This is a genomic window from Undibacterium sp., from assembly GCF_030683615.1.
Lineage (GTDB): Bacteria > Pseudomonadota > Gammaproteobacteria > Burkholderiales > Burkholderiaceae_D > Undibacterium > Undibacterium umbellatum.
On record NZ_JAUXQE010000007.1, the window covers coordinates 38172 to 55842 of the forward strand.

Annotated in this window: 15 protein-coding genes and 1 tRNA gene; 7 read left to right on the forward strand and 9 right to left on the reverse strand. The window is 48.8% G+C overall.

Features of this window, described 5'->3' with window-relative positions:
• Positions 1–29: 29 nt before the first annotated feature.
• A complete protein-coding gene (locus Q8K39_RS04245; protein WP_305258433.1) occupies positions 30–797 on the forward strand; it encodes a hypothetical protein in 768 nt (255 codons plus the stop codon).
• Between the two features lie 68 nt (positions 798–865).
• Here Q8K39_RS04245 and Q8K39_RS24930 read toward each other — a convergent pair whose 3' ends face one another.
• The 5 genes from Q8K39_RS24930 to Q8K39_RS04265 form a co-directional block, all read right to left on the reverse strand.
• Positions 866–1270, reverse strand: coding sequence for a pentapeptide repeat-containing protein (locus Q8K39_RS24930; RefSeq protein ID WP_370868556.1), 405 nt, complete (start codon positions 1268–1270; stop codon positions 866–868).
• Positions 1271–1284: 14 nt separating this feature from the next.
• Complete coding sequence (gene nadC / locus Q8K39_RS04250; RefSeq protein ID WP_305258434.1) at positions 1285–2151, reverse strand: carboxylating nicotinate-nucleotide diphosphorylase; 867 nt, start codon at positions 2149–2151, stop codon at positions 1285–1287.
• A gap of 39 nt (positions 2152–2190) precedes the next feature.
• On the reverse strand, positions 2191–3321 hold the full coding sequence (gene nadA / locus Q8K39_RS04255) for a quinolinate synthase NadA (protein ID WP_305258435.1): 1131 nt from the start codon (positions 3319–3321) through the stop codon (positions 2191–2193).
• Between the two features lie 139 nt (positions 3322–3460).
• Positions 3461–5512 (reverse strand): M13 family metallopeptidase, encoded by a 2052-nt coding sequence (locus Q8K39_RS04260; protein WP_305258436.1) that lies wholly within the window; start codon positions 5510–5512, stop codon positions 3461–3463.
• A gap of 24 nt (positions 5513–5536) precedes the next feature.
• Positions 5537–7486 carry a CocE/NonD family hydrolase gene (locus Q8K39_RS04265; protein WP_305258437.1) on the reverse strand — a complete coding sequence of 650 codons (1950 nt, stop codon included), beginning with the start codon at positions 7484–7486 and terminating at the stop codon, positions 5537–5539.
• 302 nt (positions 7487–7788) lie between these two features.
• Between Q8K39_RS04265 and Q8K39_RS04270 the strand changes: the two genes are divergently transcribed.
• Positions 7789–8241, forward strand: coding sequence for a hypothetical protein (locus Q8K39_RS04270; protein ID WP_305258438.1), 453 nt, complete (start codon positions 7789–7791; stop codon positions 8239–8241).
• An 87-nt stretch (positions 8242–8328) separates the two neighbouring features.
• On the opposite strand, the gene Q8K39_RS04275 is transcribed toward Q8K39_RS04270, so the two are convergent.
• Both Q8K39_RS04275 and ppnN read right to left on the reverse strand, forming a co-directional pair.
• Entirely contained in the window at positions 8329–9285 is a 957-nt protein-coding gene (locus Q8K39_RS04275; RefSeq protein WP_186955422.1) for a chemotaxis protein, read from the reverse strand.
• 65 nt (positions 9286–9350) lie between these two features.
• Positions 9351–10721 carry a nucleotide 5'-monophosphate nucleosidase PpnN gene (gene ppnN, locus Q8K39_RS04280; RefSeq protein WP_305258439.1) on the reverse strand — a complete coding sequence of 457 codons (1371 nt, stop codon included), beginning with the start codon at positions 10719–10721 and terminating at the stop codon, positions 9351–9353.
• 251 nt (positions 10722–10972) lie between these two features.
• Between ppnN and Q8K39_RS04285 the strand changes: the two genes are divergently transcribed.
• Positions 10973–11049: transfer RNA gene (locus Q8K39_RS04285), tRNA-Met, on the forward strand.
• 122 nt (positions 11050–11171) lie between these two features.
• Positions 11172–11399: a hypothetical protein gene (locus Q8K39_RS04290; RefSeq protein ID WP_186955423.1), complete on the forward strand. Its 228-nt coding sequence runs from the start codon at positions 11172–11174 to the stop codon at positions 11397–11399.
• A 29-nt stretch (positions 11400–11428) separates the two neighbouring features.
• Here Q8K39_RS04290 and Q8K39_RS04295 read toward each other — a convergent pair whose 3' ends face one another.
• Positions 11429–12229 carry a LytR/AlgR family response regulator transcription factor gene (locus tag Q8K39_RS04295; protein ID WP_370868557.1) on the reverse strand — a complete coding sequence of 267 codons (801 nt, stop codon included), beginning with the start codon at positions 12227–12229 and terminating at the stop codon, positions 11429–11431.
• Positions 12226–13263: a sensor histidine kinase gene (locus Q8K39_RS04300; RefSeq protein ID WP_305258440.1), complete on the reverse strand. Its 1038-nt coding sequence runs from the start codon at positions 13261–13263 to the stop codon at positions 12226–12228. The genes Q8K39_RS04295 and Q8K39_RS04300 overlap by 4 nt, the downstream gene beginning before the upstream one ends.
• Before the next feature lie 208 nt (positions 13264–13471).
• Here Q8K39_RS04300 and argH point away from each other — a divergent pair, with 208 nt between their 5' ends.
• From argH to Q8K39_RS04315, 3 genes are all read left to right on the forward strand, one after another.
• Entirely contained in the window at positions 13472–14875 is a 1404-nt protein-coding gene (gene argH, locus Q8K39_RS04305; RefSeq protein WP_305258441.1) for an argininosuccinate lyase, read from the forward strand.
• Positions 14876–15242: 367 nt separating this feature from the next.
• The gene (locus Q8K39_RS04310) at positions 15243–15785 is read left to right on the forward strand and encodes a TRAP transporter small permease subunit (protein WP_186955425.1); all 543 of its coding nucleotides are present in this window, start codon (positions 15243–15245) and stop codon (positions 15783–15785) included.
• Positions 15782–17539, forward strand: coding sequence for a TRAP transporter large permease subunit (locus tag Q8K39_RS04315; protein ID WP_305258442.1), 1758 nt, complete (start codon positions 15782–15784; stop codon positions 17537–17539). The genes Q8K39_RS04310 and Q8K39_RS04315 overlap by 4 nt, the downstream gene beginning before the upstream one ends.
• The last annotated feature ends 132 nt before the right edge of the window (positions 17540–17671 follow it).

The following is a 17671-nucleotide window of genomic DNA, read 5'->3' on the forward strand; positions in this document are numbered from 1 at the left end:
TAAATTTTGGCAATCCGAAACGGAAAAAAATGAAATTCAAACCCTTGTCATCCAAAGATTTTGAATATCTGTGTGATGTATATGAATCAGAAAAATACAATAGCCAGGCCGAATTACTGAAAGACTGGAGAACATTGGGAGAAATGTATCCCGACTCAAAAATACTGATAACTCTGGATAATTTAGGTCAAGCGCAGTACACATCCATGCATAGCACGAGTTCTCATGATCTGGACGATGCCGAGGGTTACGACTTAAGCTCTCTTGATGCGATATGTTTTGAGAACGGCGAGCATGTCGGCTACCTCAGTACAAAATCTGAATTTTTTATTCGTCTGGGAAATTTTGAAAGGCGATGCAAGGAAACCATCCTGGAACAAATCTTTCAAGAGAAAAATCTGCTTTTGAATGATGAGTCACTTTCAGAGCTCATATCAGCTCAAGGGAACTGGATATCAATTCTGGACGACAGCGTTTATGCGTTCAGAACCATCGTCAATACAGCAGAAGACAGTCTGGCAGCATTTCCCAATGGGTATTTCTCATCAGACCTGGATCCCTTTGAAAATCATGCCCTTTGCCGGCATCTCAGAGAAAATTACGCCTACAGCCTGATAGGAATCGGCGCATCATACCTTGCACTCAACCGAGAAACCACGCTAAACCCTGCACAGACAAGTGGCCTGACAGAGCTTTTGCTAAAGCTTTACGGTGAAAAAGCCACTAGCTGGATTGAGTTGGTCATGAGCAAAAAAGATGAATCGCAACATGTGCTGGTGTTGCGATATACGGAATAAGCTATTTCCAACACATTTTGACTTGTAAACTGAGGGAAATGCATCAATCGCGCGCAGTTCAAGAAAAATCAGGAAATATAACTACGCTCTTTATCTCTTGTACGAAATTCATTTTCAAGCCCTGTACAATTTTTCTGCTTACAAGTAAACCAATTGACCTGATTGAATGTGCATGATGAGTTGAGATTATCTTTTAAAAAAACACAATTCTCAAATTCACAGTTAACAAACCTGGCGCCTGAAAATGTCGTCCCGCGAAAAGTACAATTTAGAAACTTTACATCAACCAATACACAAGTATTGAACAATCCCCAGTACCATCCACAGTCCGTAAAGCTGCAAGCCAGGAAGGCAGATGTGATGTCTCCCCCGTCAAATTGTATATCTGAAAACTCGCAAAAGCGAAAGACATGCTCATCCAGACTGACGGGTTTCTTCAATCTGGATGCAAAATTTTGGTTTTCAAACAGCATGCAAAACGAAGAACTTAAATAATTCGCAAAGAATAATCCGTCGCCTTGATATCCTTGGTCAGACTACCTATGGAAATCCTGTCGACACCAGTCTCGGCAATCGCTCTCACTGATGCATGATCAATACCGCCAGATGCTTCCAGCAAGGCACGGCCAGCGGTGATGGCTACTGCTTCGCGCATCATGTTGGTGTTGAAATTGTCCAGCAAGATAGAAGTCGCTCCGGCGTCCAGTGCAACTTGCAATTGCTCCAGGGTTTCCACTTCTATCTGTATGCTGACACCCGCGTTCAGACTAAGGGCTTTCTGCATGGCTTCGATTACGCCATCTGCGGCTGCGATATGGTTTTCCTTGATGAGGATGCCATCGTACAAGGCCAGGCGCTGATTCTTGCCGCCGCCTACACGCACCGCATATTTCTGTGCAAGGCGAAGGCCTGGCAAGGTTTTACGGGTATCGAGTATTGAGGCTTTTGTGCCAGCGATGATGGCGACATATTTGCTGGTGGCGGTTGCAACAGCAGATAGCAATTGCAGGAAATTCAGTGCAGAACGCTCGGCTGTCAGCAAGGCTCGGGCAGGTGCCTTGATTTTGCAGACGACAGTGTTTGCCTTCATCTGCTCGCCTTCGGCGTACTGCCAGTCTACTTCTATGCTTGCATCCAAAGTCGTCATGACGGCATCGAACCAGGGAGCACCGCACAGAACAGCATCTTCGCGCACGATGACTTGAGCCTGCACCACTTCATCAGCTGGCACCAGTAAGCCCGTCAGATCAGCAGACCCAACATCTTCAGCCAGCGCATCGCTGATATTGCGTTCAAATGCTTTTTGTAAATCTGCATCAAAAGGAAAATGCGTATTCTTTAAATTGCCAGACATGTCCAGATAACCTCAATTAATTTTATTTTTGCGCAGCATTCAGGCCGGGCCTATGCCGGAGAACAACTTGGCTTCTTTAGCCAGATCACTCGATGGGCGCACATTGGCTTTTTTGGCCGCAGCAAAATCCAGCATGCGGTCTATGCAGACCTTGGCTTTTTGTCCGACTGCTGGATCAACCTGGACTTCATTATTGCCACGCTCCAGCACCTGCACCAGATTGCGCAAGCCATTCATGGCCATCCATGGGCAATGTGCGCAGCTCTTGCAGGTGGCGCTATTACCAGCGGTTGGAGCAACGATGAAACGCTTGGTCGGGGCAGCCATTTGCATTTTATGCAGAATGCCATTATCGGTCGCGACAATGAATTCTTCCGCATCGAGAGTCTTGGCAGCATGGATCATTTGCGAAGTTGAACCAACCACGTCAGCCAGCGCCACTACAGCAGCCGGCGATTCAGGGTGCACCAGAACTTTGGCATTGGGATGCTCAGCCTTGAGTACATCCAGCTCTATGCCCTTGAATTCATCATGTACCAGACAGGAGCCCTGCCACAGCAACATGTCTGCACCAGTCTGTTTCTGGATATAACCACCCAAATGCTTGTCTGGCGCCCAGAGTATTTTTTTGCCTTGCGCATGCAAGTGAGCAACGATGTCCAGACCTATGCTGGACGTCACCATCCAGTCAGCACGCGCCTTGACGGCGGCGCTGGTATTGGCATACACGACCACAGTGCGGTCAGGGTGTGCATCGCAAAACGCCGCAAACTCATCTGCCGGACAACCCAGGTCCAGAGAGCAGGTCGCATCGAGGTCAGGCATTAAAATGGTTTTTTCCGGGCTGAGTATTTTGGCGGTTTCGCCCATGAACTTGACACCGGCCACGACCAGGGTCTTGGCGGGATGGTCACGGCCAAAACGCGCCATTTCCAGTGAGTCTGAAACGCAGCCACCAGTTTCTTCTGCCAGGTCCTGCAGTTCGGCATCGACATAATAATGCGCCACCAGCACAGCCTGCTTTTCTTTCAGGAGCTGGCGCACTCTGGCTTTGAGTTCCAGTTTTTCTATTGCTGAGGGCGCATCAGGAATGCGTGCCCAGGCATTGGCGGTACAGCTACTACCCACATCCATTTGTGGGCGTTCAAATTCGACAACTTTGGTTTCCATATAGCCCTACATATCTTGAGTACATGCCTGGCATGCACTCTGATGACAAGAAATTTTGGCAGGCTCGGGTTACCAGATTTGCATCCAGCGCCCCTTTCGCCTGCATCCACTACTGCATTTCAAGCCATAGTATACGCTGTTACCAGATATTTACCCGCGTCGTCGTTGGGCGCAGTGGCGAACGATCGCCCTTGCACTGGAAGGCATCAGAAAATTCTGTCATATTTGCCAACGGCGCAATGACACGGTATTTGTCTGGTGAATGTGGGTCGGTTGCCAGTTTCATGCGTAGCATCTCATCACGGATAAGACTGCGAAAGCTTTGGGCATTGGCGACAAAGAAGCGCTGCTCTGCTGTCAAACCATCAATTTCCTTGGCCTGGGGCTTGCGCTCCAGCGATTTTCGCAAGGCTTGCAGGGCAATCTTCATTCCACCCAGATCGGCAATATTTTCACCGGCAGTCAGCTTGCCATTGATATGCAGTTTATCGATAGGGTTGAATTCGTCAAATTGCTTTTCTATGGCTTTGACACGGACCAGAAATTTTTTCTCATCGTCCTTGGTCCACCAGCTTTTCAAATTTCCTTGGGCATCGTATTGGCGTCCTTCATCATCAAAGGCATGCGTCAGCTCGTGACCAATTGTTGCACCTGTATTGCCATAGTTGGCAGCCGGGTCAGCATTTACATGGTACAGAGGCGGTTGCAAAATGCCCGCAGGGAATACCATTTCATTCATGGTGGGGTTGTAGTAGGCATTCACGGTTTGTGGTGTCATGCCCCATTCATTCCTGTCTATGGGTTTGCCCAGTTTGGCGAGATTGCGCTTGAATTCAAATTCAGCGGCGCGCGCCATATTCGCTGCATAGGGGCCAGTATCGATTTGAAGGCTGCTGTAATCGCGCCATACATCGGGGTAACCTATTTTTACCAGGATAGTGTCGAGCTTTTTATAGGCTTGCTGCTTGGTGGTGTCTGACATCCATTCCAGCTTGCTAATGCTTTCACGCATGGCGAGTTTGATGTTATCAACCATTTCCAGTACGCCAGCCTTAGCTTCAGGGCCAAAGAATTTGGCAACATACAATTCACCCATGGCCTCACCTGCCATGGAATCTATAGAGCCCAGAACACGTTTCCAGCGCGGCTGCAATTCCTTGGTACCTGCCAGCGTCTTGCCATAGAAATCAAAGCTGGCATTGACAAAGGCTGAACTCAAATCTTTGGCGCGTGCGTTCGTCAATTGCCAGCGCAAATAAATCTTCCATTGATCGAGGCTGACGGTATTGAGCATGCGCCCTGCTTCGGCAATGAACTTGGGATGGGCAAGATTGAACTGGCCGGACTGCGCCAAACCCAGTTCATTGAAATAAGTTGCCCAGGCAGTTTTATTATCGGTCTTCTGCAAGGCATTCAGGTCAGACAAGTGGTAACTGGATTGCGGGTCGCGCAATTCAACCTTGGTCAACGATGCCTTGGCCAGACGCGTTTCCAGCGACATCACGACTGCAGCATTTTTCTTCGCCTGATCAGGTGCATCACCTAGCAAGCTAAAAATCTGGCTCACATAAGCGACATATTTGCCACGGATATCTTTGGTCTTGGCGTCAGTCTTAAGGTAATAATCACGGTCTGGTAAACCCAGGCCACCCTGCATGATTTGCGGGAGGTAGCGGGTCGTGTTTTTTGCATCCTGGTCCACTGCAAAACCAAACAGTGGCATGACACCTTGCTTATGCAAACCAGCGATCACTGCCAGCAATTGCTGGCTATCCTGGATGCCATTGATTTTTGCAAATTGTGGCTCCAGTGGCTTGATGCCTTCTTTTTCTATTTGCGCTTCATTCATGCCACTGGCGTAAAACGCGCCCACCAGCTGCGCCGCTTTAGTCTTACCATCACCTTTTGCTGCGGTCTCGGCTATCAACTTCAACGCTGCCAGATTTCTCTCTGTCACTTCATCATAGGCGCTGTAACGCGCACGGTCTGAAGGAATGGGATTAGCCTTCAGCCATTCGCCATTTGAATACTGGAAAAAATCTGTACAGGGATCGGCTTTTTTATCCATGGTCATGGATTCCAGTACCAGTTGATTCGAGGTCGTTGTTTGCGCCATCACCGCATTACCCATGCATGTCAGCCCAACCAGGCTGGCCAGCAAACTGCGTTTGAAGATATTTTTTGTTTTCATTTTTTTCCCTGTCTTTTAATCTTGTTATGGCAGTACTTGTACTGCTATGCCTGAATACTGGCCGGGTGAACGAAAGACCCGCTGCGTCGCTTTCTGGAAGTCTTCAGGATTAGCTTTTGGTATATCCATGAATTTTTGCGGATTCAGATCCACCAGCGGGAACCAGCTACTTTGCACCTGCACCATGATGCGATGGCCACGGCGGAAAGTGTGCTGGATATCCGGCATGTTATAGCTGATAGCTGCAACCTTGCCCGGTACAAATGGCTCTGGTTTTTCAAAGCTGTTACGGAACTTGCCGCGTAAAGGCTCACCCCTGATCAGTTGTTGATAACCAGCCATCACCACTGGCGGTGGCGGCACGTCATTGGCACGTTCGCGCACCACTTGCTTGTCAGGATAAGTCGATGGATACACATCAATCAGTTTGACGACCCAGTCAGCATCCGTACCTGAAGTCGAGACAAACAATTTGGGATTGACTGGTCCAACGATGGTCACATCTTCTTCCAGAGGGTCCGTCTGATAAACCAGCACATCTGGCCGTGTGGAGGCAAAGCGCTGGTCGGACACCATATACTCGCGCGGCGCACCGGTAGCCGTATAAGAGATGAAAGGCACGGGCTTTTTTGGGTCGCTGATATATTCATCAAAGGTATTAAATTCTGTCTTTGGTTCTTTCCAGCTCAGGCTGCCATCACTACCAAAATATAGTGTACGTTTTTTTGCCTGCTGTGGCGGCCAGCTTGGGTATTCTCGCCAGACATTGGTACCGGTTTCGAATACGGTCACCTCAGGCAATGCTTTGCCAGTTGCGCCCTTTAAATGTTGTTCAAAGAATGGGAAGACTATGTTTTTGCGGTAGTAGTCGCCTGTCTTGGCATCAAAATTCACATTGCCCAAGGACTTGCCTTCTGCACTGCCCCATGCTCCGTGCGACCACGGCCCCATCACCAGGCCATTGTAATAGCCCTTGTTATTGTTTTTGATGCTGTGATAAGTGGTGAACGGTCCTTGCGGATCTTCTGCATCATACCAACCACCTACAGTTAACACGGCTGTCTTGATGTTTTTCAGGTGTGGCGCGATGTTCCGGCTTTTCCAGAATGCGTCATAACTGGTATGTTCTATCGTCGGCATCAGCAACTCGCGTTGCTTGTCGTTCAGTTGTGCCGTAATGTTTTTCAAACTCATGTGCTTGAGAAAATATTGATAACCATCAGATGTCCCATAATCAAACTCTTCCCAGCGCTTGGGCAGTGTAGTGGGATTTTTTTCTACCGTAAAATTGGAATAAAAACCAAAATTGGCCGCCAGCATGAAAGCACCGCCATGATACGAATCATCGCCCATGTACAAATCGGTTACCGGGGCCTGCGGTGATGCTGCCTTGATGGCTGGGTGTGAGTCTATGATGCTCGCGGAAGTATAAAAACCAGGGTAAGAAATACCCCAGATGCCGACTTTACCGTTATTACTCTTGACGTTTTTCAACAGCCATTCAACGGTGTCATGCATGTCCTGGCTTTCCACACCCTCGCCCGCCAGTCTGTTGGACTTGATATGCGGCGTCATTTCTTGCCAGACACCTTCAGACATGTAGCGGCCCCGTACATCCTGCTTCACAAAGATATAGCCGCTTTGATCAAATTCCCTGGAAGGGCCCAATGACTGCGGGTAAAAATCCACGCCATAGCGCGACTGTCCCGCATCATAGACCCCACTGCTATACGGTGACCGGTTCATCAGGAAAGGATAAGTTTTACTACTATCCTTGGGAACATACACAACAGTAAACAGCCGCACACCATCGCGCATGGGGATTTGGTATTCATATTTGGTATATTGCTCACGTATGGATGGCCTGGCAACGTCAGGAGCATCAGCCATGGCAGACCCGGCAGCTTGGGCCGGAAAATTTACCATCAAGGCCAGTGCGCACATCGCCGCACATTTCTTAATCACAAATGTCATAATTTCCTTCAGATTTCGCTAAATTTCACTAAGTTTTTTATTTTGGCGAGCATGCCTATAAGCTGAGCCCGCAAAGATCCGTTGATAAAGAGTGAATTTTTCCCAATAAGTTTCCTGATTTCGACCTAAACTGAAAAACGGGCTGAAAATAGGCATAAAGCCAGTCACTTATTTAGCACTTACGCACAATTGTCCCCGCAAAGCGTAGCGACGAAGACAGTACTTTAGTACGCGGCTCCTAGGAGAGGAGCTGCAACGCAGCTGGGGCGGTTTTGGGTAAGTCCTATTATTGCAAACGAGATATGAAATTATTCAAATCACTCCTTGTAGCACTCTGCCTGCTGAGCATCACTACGTCAGCATGGGCACGTCCTGGTGGGCATCATTTCCGCCCAAGGATCAGCATAGGTTTGTCTGCTCCGCCATTTTATTTTCAATTTAGCAATAGACACAGCAATGGAGTTACTTTTTACCCCTATGATTATTCCTGGCGCTACTACCCCGGCGTCGCAGTTTCACCAACAATCAGCTACGTTTCGCCAGTAGTCAGCACCAGCGATGTCGTGTATGAAGAAAGCTATAGCGTGTATCGACAAAACTATGTGAATGACAGCACCCTCATCAGCCAGCACAGTCCTGATCGACAAACTGCAACTGGCAAGGACTGGCTGTATTGTCATCAGCCCGATGGTTTTTATCCAGCCATCAAATCCTGTCCCGCCGGATGGCATCGTGTGCCAGCACAATCAAGATAAAGCAGTCTTGATCCAGATACAAAAAGGGTGCAATTATTTCACTAATTGCACCCTTTGATGACGATTTCTGCCTTATACAGCAAGAACTTATTTTGCCAATACTGCACGTATAGCCGCTGCCAATTCCTCCGCCACAAATTTGGCAACATAAGCATCAGCACCTACGGTCTTGATATGGTCTTCGTTGGTTGCGCCTGACAAAGATGAGTGTATGACCACAGGCAGGAATTTAAACCTGTCATCCTGCTTGATCTTGCGTGTCAAGGTAAATCCATCCATTTCTGGCATTTCCAGATCAGTCAACACCATCGCCACTTTGTCACGGACACCCTTGCCTTCAGCCTGAGCTGCTGCCGCGAGGGATTGCAATTTCTCCCAGGCTTCCTTGCCAGTCTTGGTCATGATGTATTGTGCACCCATGGCGGTCAGTGCTTGCTCAATCAAGCCACGAGCCACCGCTGAATCATCTGCTGCCAGGATAGATGCCCCTGCCTGCATTTTCAGCTTGGCACCTATCGTTTCAGGATCAACGTCCTTTGTGTCTGAGGGAGTGATCTGGCGCAGGATTTGCTCCACATCCAGCACTTGTGCGAGACGGGTATCTTCGGTATCACCATCCAAACGGGCGATACTGGTGACCATGCCGCCCACTGCACTGTTTTCAGCCGACAAAACCTGATTCCAGTCCAGACGTACAATTTCTTCAACTGATTCAACTGCAAAGCCCTGGGTGGTACGTGCATATTCGGTCACCAGCATGATGTTTAAGCCAGTCTTGGGTTTCAGCCCCACGACGGAAGGCAAATCAATGACAGGAATAATTTGCCCGCGCAAATTCACCACGCCCAGCATATGGGGCATCGCGCCAGCCATACCGGTAATAGTAGGCATGGCGACGATCTCTCGCACCTTGAAGACATTAATGCCAAACAATTCTGATCTGTCACTGCTGCCATCTGAGCCAAGGCGGAACAGCAATAGCTCAAATTTGTTGGACGCAGTGAGGTTGGTACGTTCGTCAACTTCTTGCTGTACGGAACTCATGTCTGTTTTCCTCATAGTGATGGAACAGGGATGCACCATTATCCTACTGTTTTACTGCAACACAATTACTTTATAACACGGTAGCAAGGTGTGTACGCCTTACCAGGCAATTTCATGCGGTTTTGTGCAACAAAAGATGCCAGCAAGGTATCCATAGATGCCATTATTTCACTATCACCGCGAATTTCAAAGTGCCCATGTTTTTCTATAGCACGAATACCCTGGTTCTTGACATTGCCTGCCACCACGCCTGAGAAAGCGCGGCGCAAATTGGCCGCCAGCAAATGGGTTTCCTGGTTTTTGTGCAGAGCCAGATTACGCATGTTTTCATGGGTAGGCTCAAAAGGCTTCTGAAATTCTGCATCTATCTTCAATAACCAATTGAAATAATAAGCGTCCCCCTTGGCTTTGCGGAATTCACGCACCTTCTTGATGCCTGCCTGCACCTCTTGCGCCACCCTGACCGGATCATTGACAATAATTTGATAACTCTGTTGCGCTTTAGGACCAAGCGTAGCTGCAATGAACTGGTCTATCTGACGGAAATAGTCTGCCGCTGTCTCTGGCCCGGTGAAAATCAGCGGGAAAGGCAAATCTGCATTATCAGGATGCAACAAGATGCCCAGCAAATACAAAATTTCTTCCGCCGTACCTGCACCACCAGGAAAGACGACGACGGCATGCCCCATGCGTACAAAAGCTTCAAGTCGCTTTTCTATATCCGGCAAAATCACAAGATCATTGACGATGGGGTTGGGGGCCTCGGCCGCGATAATGCCTGGCTCGGTGATCCCAAGGTAACGACCGGCAGTAATCCTTTGTTTGGCGTGGCCTATGGTGGCACCCTTCATTGGGCCTTTCATGGCACCTGGCCCGCAACCAGTACAGATATCCATGGCGCGCAAACCCAACTGATAGCCTACATGCTTGGTGTAATCGTATTCATCGCTGGAAATCGAATGCCCCCCCCAGCACACCACCATATTAGGATTGGCCTGTGGCTTGAGCAAGTTGGCATTACGCATGACGTGGAAAACACCGTCACTGATGCCTTCGGTAGTCGTCAAATCAAACTTGCGGTCATCCTCTATGGCAGCCTTGATGAACAGAATATCGCGCAGCACTGCAAACAAGTGCTCCTGTATACCCTTGATCATGACACCATCCACAAAGGCACTGGCAGGCGCGCCCTTGACATCAAGCTTGATGCCGCGCTCACGCTGCACAATGCTGATATCAAAGCTCTTGTATCGCTCCAGCAATTCCTTGCCGTCATCCAGGCCACTACCGCAATTCAATACCGCCAGTGCACAACTGCGAAACACTTGGTACAGACCACCATGACTATTGTCGAGCAATTGCACAACCTCGGCCTTGGATAAAACCTCCATACGGCCGCCTGGTGAAATTTGTGTGTCAATGACTTCGAATTCCATAACTGCTTTTTCACTCCTGAAAAATGATCTCTGGCTGGTGCGTTCACGCCACCACATTGTGCTTCCCTATGCGTTCATTATGCATGCAATTTATTCTGCGGGTTGCTTCAGCAACATTATTTTCTACATTTGCATTGTGAAGAATCGCAAATTTCGCATGTCCTTCGTTCTCCCTTTAACCGTCAAATAAAAATATTTTTATAAATGATTGTATAAGGCGCTCATGCCATGTACAATTTGCCTCCTTCAGACGCGGGGTGGAGCAGTCTGGCAGCTCGTCGGGCTCATAACCCGAAGGTCGTAGGTTCAAATCCTGCCCCCGCAACCAAAGTTTTTGTTCTGGTGCATACGCACAAATTTACCGAGCACAATTGATTCCCCTGACAAAGCATAGTCAGGGATTTATTGTCTCCATTTGTACAAACATCACCACCAACTACGTATAAGCTGATGAAAGACAATAAAGATCACGCCACCCTGGAATTGCCCGGCTTCGGCGCACCTGCGTTTTTATTGCCTGAGAACAGGAAGCCTGTAAAACCAGCACAAGGTCGACGCGGCAAAAAACAGGAGCAGCTAGAGTTGCTTGAAGTGCTTGGACCGACTGACCGCACTGGCCTGCCAGCCTGGGTGCAAGACGAAGATACTGATTTGACCGGCTTGCCTATCTGGCGCTGAACTGCCCTGCACCCTAACTCTTCAAATACCTAGACCCTTACCAATGCCTTGATGACTGGCCATTGCCGGCGTGAGATTGGCAGCCGTTCGGCGCAATCAGTGACAATGACTTGCCAGGATTCAGATACTTTTTCCTGATGATTCTCTACATCCACAACTTGCACCGCTCTTTCTACGCCATGAATAGCAGTACGGGCTACCAGGGCGTTTCTATGCACCCTGACCAGTAAACTCCCCAACTCCAGTTCTATCGACGTGAGTGACTCTTCCAGCAAATACTCTCGTTGCGCGGTATGCAAGGTCACATATTTTTGCTCTGCTTTCAAAAACAGCACATCTGCGACTGGTATGAGTAAAATCCGCCCCCTTTCCAGCACTGAGAAATGTTTACGTTTTGGACCAGGGCTGTCTGTAGCGATTTTCTCCGGCAAGCGATGCTCTACCTTCACTTTTTCAAAGCCACGCTGCAAGGCATCGACCAGCCGGCTTGCACGAACTGGCTTCATCAAGTAATCAAGCGCATGCACCTCAAAAGCCTTGACAGCAAATTCATCATAAGCTGTCACAAAAATGATTACCGGCGGGCGCAAGCTAGCTTGATGCTGAGCCAGATGCTGTGCCAACTCGATACCGTTCATACCCGGCATCTGCACATCCAGCAAGACAATTTCCGGATGTAAATTGCTTATTTGCTCAAGGCCCTGCATGGCATTTTCTGCCTCACCAACTACCGTGACCGGGCATTCGTGCTGGATGTCTGACAAAAGAGTCTTCAACCGTTGTCTTGCGGGTGCTTCATCATCAATAATCAATATTCTTGGGATCATCATCTTTTAGCTGGGAAATGCAATTTGACTTCAAAGTACTCATTTACAACGCCGTACTGGATTTGCGCTTCAATATCATAAAGCAAACTTAGTCTTTGACGTATGTTTTCCAAAGCCATCTGATTACCAGAAACCATATTTGAATCGGCGTGATAAGGGTTGCAAATGCGAATATCCACCTTATCCAGATGACGTCGTATCTCTACGGAGATAGTGGCTTGCTGCACAGATGGTTCAACACCGTAATGAACGGCATTTTCCAGCAAGGGTTGCAGTAGCAACGAAGGTATCTCAATTTCATTTAATTCTTTGAGTGAGATTTTTTCTTTATCCCAAGTCACATGCAAACGATCGCCCAAACGAATTTTTTCTATCGCCAGATATTGCTCACACAAACGCATTTCATCTTGCAAGCTGGTGACATTGCGGGTGTCACGCATCAATACCCTGAATAAATCTGCAAGGTCCTCCAGCACCATTTCGGCACGGCGCGGCTCTGTGCGTATCAATGACAATGCAGTATTAAGACTATTGAACAGGAAGTGCGGACGTATCCTGGCCTGCAAAGCCTGCAGTTTCGCCTCACCCAGCGCAGGTGAAAATGCCCTGGTGCGCAATTCAAAATACTGCTGAAATATCAGTGCAAGCACGCCGGTTGCAGCAACGACAAAAAGAGGATTAAGCTTGGGGAAGCCGGCCAAAAACCAGTCTTGCATGTGCAAATACACCATGATCAGCGATGCTATGGCTGTTGGCAACATGCAACATAACAAGCGCTGAAACCACGCAGACATGGGAAAACGCATCGCCAGTCTGCGTAAGCCGCACAGCGCCAGCAAAGAACAAAGGCTGATGGTTTCCAGCAACATCGCGCTCTCAAGAAAATTCTGCAAAACCAGGCGCCAGTCATCACCGCGCGACCACAGAACAAACAAACCGAGCAAATTCACGCTGATCAGAATTCGGGAAAATACACCCAAATTGCAACAATCAGGTATCAGTGGCTCGCCAATGCTGTTCATTTTATCGCTAGTCATCTCTGTCATCTTTATTGTTGATTGCCGCGTTGGCATCTCCTGCCCGGCTTGGTTTAGCCTTCATTTAACTACCTGATCTATCAAATAAAATGAAAAATTATCCCCAACTCTACAAGCATCTGGCATTTGCAAGGGTAATCAGCTTTAAAATCTGGGATAATCAGGGGAAATTCTCTCGCAAATGCAGCCAATATGGCAACAATTCACTATGACATCACAATTCAATAAAAAAAGCGAGGCATGGTCTGCCCGTTTCTCTGAACCTGTTTCCGATCTGGTCAAACGCTATACCGCCTCGGTTTTCTTCGACAACCGCATGGCTGCCTTTGATATTGAAGGCTCACTGGCACATGCTGAAATGTTGCAGGCACAAAACATCATCACTGCCCACGATTATGCCGATATACAACGTGGCATGGCACAGATCAAATCTGAAATCGACAGCGGCAAGTTTGAATGGCTGCTAGACCTGGAAGACGTGCATCTGAATATAGAAAAACGCCTGACAGAACTGGTAGGCGATGCTGGAAAACGCCTGCATACTGGTCGTTCACGCAATGATCAGGTTGCCACCGACATACGCCTGTACATGCGCAGCGCCATCGACAATATCCTCGACCTGTTGCGAGACTTCCGTCTGGCCTTGCTGGATCTGGCAGAAAAAAATGCGGATACTATCCTGCCAGGTTTTACCCATATGCAAGTGGCTCAACCTATCACTTTTGGTCACCACATCCTTGCCTATGTAGAAATGTTTGGCCGCGATGCAGAACGCATGCAGGATTGCCGCAGGCGCGTCAACCGCCTGCCGTTGGGTGCAGCAGCCCTAGCTGGCACGACCTTCCCTATCGACCGCGAACGTGTAGCCAAAACCCTGGGCTTTGACGAAGTTTGCTATAACTCGCTGGATGCCGTCTCTGACCGCGATTTTGCCATAGAATTTTGCGCTGCCGCCGCATTGGTGATGACACATATCTCGCGCATGTCCGAAGAACTGGTGATATGGATGAGCCCGCGCATAGGCTTCATCGATATCGCTGACCGCTTTTGCACAGGCTCTTCCATCATGCCGCAAAAGAAAAACCCTGACGTGCCGGAACTGGCGCGTGGCAAGACTGGCCGCGTCAATGGCCATCTGATCGCTCTGCTGACCCTGATGAAAGGCCAGCCACTGGCCTACAACAAGGACAACCAGGAAGACAAGGAGCCCTTGTTTGATACGGTAGATACTGTCATTGATACCCTGCGTATTTTTGCTGACATGGCAGGCGGTATCACTGTCAAACCAGAAGCCATGCGTGCCGCTGCCCTGCAAGGCTATGCTACAGCAACCGATCTGGCTGATTACCTGGTCAAGAAAGGCTTGCCTTTCCGTGACGCACACGAAGCCGTCGCTTTGGCAGTACGCACCTGCGTTGAAAAATCCTGCGACCTCAGCGACATGTCACTGGAAGAATTGCGGGCCTTCTCCAGTCTCATCAATGACGATATATTTGAAGTCCTGACATTGGAAGGTTCGGTCGCTGCCCGCAATCATATTGGTGGCACGGCGCCACAACAAGTCAAGCTGGCGATTGCCAGATTGCGCAGCCAACTCGGTCAGGCAAATTAAGCCTGCTTCATCAGTTTGCTGATATGGGTGCGATTTATAATTCAGAAATCGCGCCCATTTCACGCAAGCCCATATTTCCATCCTCGATGTCCATCTAAGTAGAAATACTGGGATTGTCGTTTTCACTCCAAAAAAGTATTTTTTCAGCACAGATGGACTCTCGTGCATGTGAAAAAATGTCTTATACTCGTGACGGCTTTGGAATACCTGCACTATGCTCATGGTAATTTCAGAAGCACAAAAAACAAGACTCAAAATAACATTTTCAGGTAGCAAGGTAAGGCAGCTCTTTCGCGAAAAGACTGCAGCCCATGCCCGACATTTGCGTCTTTGACGTCTGTAAAATAAAAACTCAGGAGATATGTATATGCAAGTATTTCTGCGTCTGTCTAAATGGATCGACGTAATGAATGAACGTATCGGCAGTCTGGCAAACTTGTTAATTTTATTATCATGTATCGTCAGCGCTACGAATGCGTTAATACGTTATGGTTTCGACTGGAGCGACAACTGGCCACTGGAATTGCAATGGTATTTGTTTGGTGCCGCGGTCATGCTGGGTGCATCGTACACGTTCCAAAGAAATGAACACGTCAGGGTAGATTTGATTTATGCCCATGTTTCTGAACGTGCTCAACTCTGGATCGATATTTTTGGTATCGTCTTTTTCCTTTTCCCATCTTGTATCTTGTTTTCCTGGCTGGCCTGGAAATCACTGTTCCTGCCGTCCTGGGCAATTCTGGAGCAATCGAGTAACTCTGGCGGCCTGCCGCGCTACCCGATCAAACTGATCGTTCCCGTTGGCTTTGCATTGCTGACTTTGCAAGGCGTATCTGAACTCATCAAACGTATTGCATCCTTACTGGGCAAGACACATCTGGAATCGAAATACGAAAGGCCTGTGCAATGATCCCTTTAGAGTATATGCCGCCACTGATGTTTGGCGGCCTGGTGTTGTTTATGCTGGTCGGTTTTCCCGTCGCATTTTCACTGCTTGCGGTTGGCCTGTCTTTTGGTCTGTTATCGATCGAGTTGGGTTTTTTCAACGTCGCTTTCCTGCAAGCGGTTCCTCAACGTATTTTCGGCAGCGTGCTGGCCAATGACCTTTTATTGGCGATCCCCTTCTTTACTTTCATGGGGGCGATACTGGAGAAGTGCGGCCTGGCAGAAGACATGCTCGATTCAATGGGGCAACTCTTTGGGCCAATTCGTGGTGGACTTGGTTACTCCGTCATTATCGTAGGCTTCATCCTTGGTGCCATCACAGGTACGGTTGCTGCGCAGGTGATTGCGATGGCAATGATTTCATTGCCCGTCATGATGCGCTATGGCTACAACATACGGTATACCACTGGTGTGCTGGCAGCGTCTGGTACGATCACCCAGCTGGTGCCTCCTTCTCTAGTGCTGGTAGTATTGGCAGACCAATTGAAAACCCAGACTTCCAGCGCTGACGTAGGCAGCATGTATCTGGGTGCCTGGGGACCATCGCTGGTACAGATCGCCTTGTTCATTCTGTACACCTTTATACTGTCACGTATCAAACCGGATTGGCTGCCAGCCGTCCCTAAAGAAGCGCGCACCTTGCAGGGCCGGGCCTTGTGGATGAAATGCCTGCAGGGGATTATTCCATCCGCCGTACTGATTTTCATGGTGCTCGGCACCATGATGCTGGGCATAGCAACGCCAACTGAATCCGGTGCCATGGGTGCGCTGGGTGCGATAATTCTGGCGGTCCTGCGTGACAAGGAATTCAACAAGAGGGACAAGCTGGCCTTCCGTGCTGGTCTTGCCGGCCTCGGTGCAGCCTTGATCGTCGGTCTGTTTTTTTACTCGGACACCCAGGAGATCAGCAAACCTGCGAAACTTGCGTTGCAGATCGCTTTGGTTGTCGTGTATGTCGCCATTGTCTGGCTGGTGACACGCGCGTATCGTATTGCTGATCTGCGCGCTCTCATCACGCTGGGGTATCAATCCACCATGCGCCTTACCGCCATGGTTGTGTTTATCCTGATAGGATCGACCTGCTTCTCGGTCGTGTTTCAGGGTGTGGATGGCGGAGTCTGGGTAGAACACATTTTCACCTCCCTGCCTGGTGGCTGGATAGGCTTTTTGCTGATCGTCAATCTGTTCATTTTCTTCCTGGCGTTCTTCCTGGATTTCTTTGAAATAGCCTTCATCGTGGTGCCCATGCTGGCACCGGTTGCAGAAAAAATCCTTGCACCTGTATTACTGGAAAGCATGGGCAGCCCACAAGCTGCGTCCTCTGCCGCGCTGGTATGGTTTGGCGTCATGTTATGCGTGAACATGCAAACCTCGTTCATGCATCCGCCATTTGGTTTCGCACTGTTCTATTTGCGCGGAGTAGCCCCGAAGGAAGTCAAGAGTTCAGACATCTATTGGGGCGCCCTGCCCTGGGTAGGCCTGCAGATGATTATGGTGGTATTGGTCATGTGTTTCCCCGTCATGGTTACTGCTTTGCTGGACAAGGGTTCCAACAAGCCCGTGTCAGACAATCTGGTGATAGAGAAGACCATCAATGAACCAGATGCCGACGTCAAGCCGCCAGTGTTTAGCGACAACACTGAAAAGCCAGCCAGCACGCCTGATACACCGCCAGAAGAGGAACAACCAAAGTTCCAATTTCAAGAGCAGCAGAAGTAAGTGCTGAATAAATAAGCAGCATAAAAGACCTCTGACTAGCAATAGCAGAGGTCTTTTCATTTCTACAGGCAAATGCATCTATAAAATAAAATCCCCGCAGAAATTCTGCGGGGATTTTTTATTTGCAAACTC

Excerpts from the sequence above, each read along its gene's own strand:
- nadA (WP_305258435.1), bottom strand. The coding sequence starts at position 3,321 with ATGGAAACCAAAGTTGTCGAATTTGAACGCCCACAAATGGATGTGGGT.
- Q8K39_RS04295 (WP_370868557.1), bottom strand. The coding sequence starts at position 12,229 with ATGATGATCCCAAGAATATTGATTATTGATGATGAAGCACCCGCAAGA.
- Q8K39_RS04310 (WP_186955425.1), top strand. The coding sequence starts at position 15,243 with ATGCAAGTATTTCTGCGTCTGTCTAAATGGATCGACGTAATGAATGAA.
- Q8K39_RS04290 (WP_186955423.1), top strand. The coding sequence starts at position 11,172 with ATGAAAGACAATAAAGATCACGCCACCCTGGAATTGCCCGGCTTCGGC.
- ppnN (WP_305258439.1), bottom strand. The coding sequence starts at position 10,721 with ATGGAATTCGAAGTCATTGACACACAAATTTCACCAGGCGGCCGTATG.
- Q8K39_RS04300 (WP_305258440.1), bottom strand. The coding sequence starts at position 13,263 with ATGACTAGCGATAAAATGAACAGCATTGGCGAGCCACTGATACCTGAT.
- Q8K39_RS04275 (WP_186955422.1), bottom strand. The coding sequence starts at position 9,285 with ATGAGTTCCGTACAGCAAGAAGTTGACGAACGTACCAACCTCACTGCG.
- Q8K39_RS04315 (WP_305258442.1), top strand. The coding sequence starts at position 15,782 with ATGATCCCTTTAGAGTATATGCCGCCACTGATGTTTGGCGGCCTGGTG.
- Q8K39_RS04270 (WP_305258438.1), top strand. The coding sequence starts at position 7,789 with ATGAAATTATTCAAATCACTCCTTGTAGCACTCTGCCTGCTGAGCATC.
- Q8K39_RS04260 (WP_305258436.1), bottom strand. The coding sequence starts at position 5,512 with ATGAAAACAAAAAATATCTTCAAACGCAGTTTGCTGGCCAGCCTGGTT.
- nadC (WP_305258434.1), bottom strand. The coding sequence starts at position 2,151 with ATGTCTGGCAATTTAAAGAATACGCATTTTCCTTTTGATGCAGATTTA.
- Q8K39_RS24930 (WP_370868556.1), bottom strand. The coding sequence starts at position 1,270 with ATGCTGTTTGAAAACCAAAATTTTGCATCCAGATTGAAGAAACCCGTC.
- argH (WP_305258441.1), top strand. The coding sequence starts at position 13,472 with ATGACATCACAATTCAATAAAAAAAGCGAGGCATGGTCTGCCCGTTTC.
- Q8K39_RS04245 (WP_305258433.1), top strand. The coding sequence starts at position 30 with ATGAAATTCAAACCCTTGTCATCCAAAGATTTTGAATATCTGTGTGAT.
- Q8K39_RS04265 (WP_305258437.1), bottom strand. The coding sequence starts at position 7,486 with ATGACATTTGTGATTAAGAAATGTGCGGCGATGTGCGCACTGGCCTTG.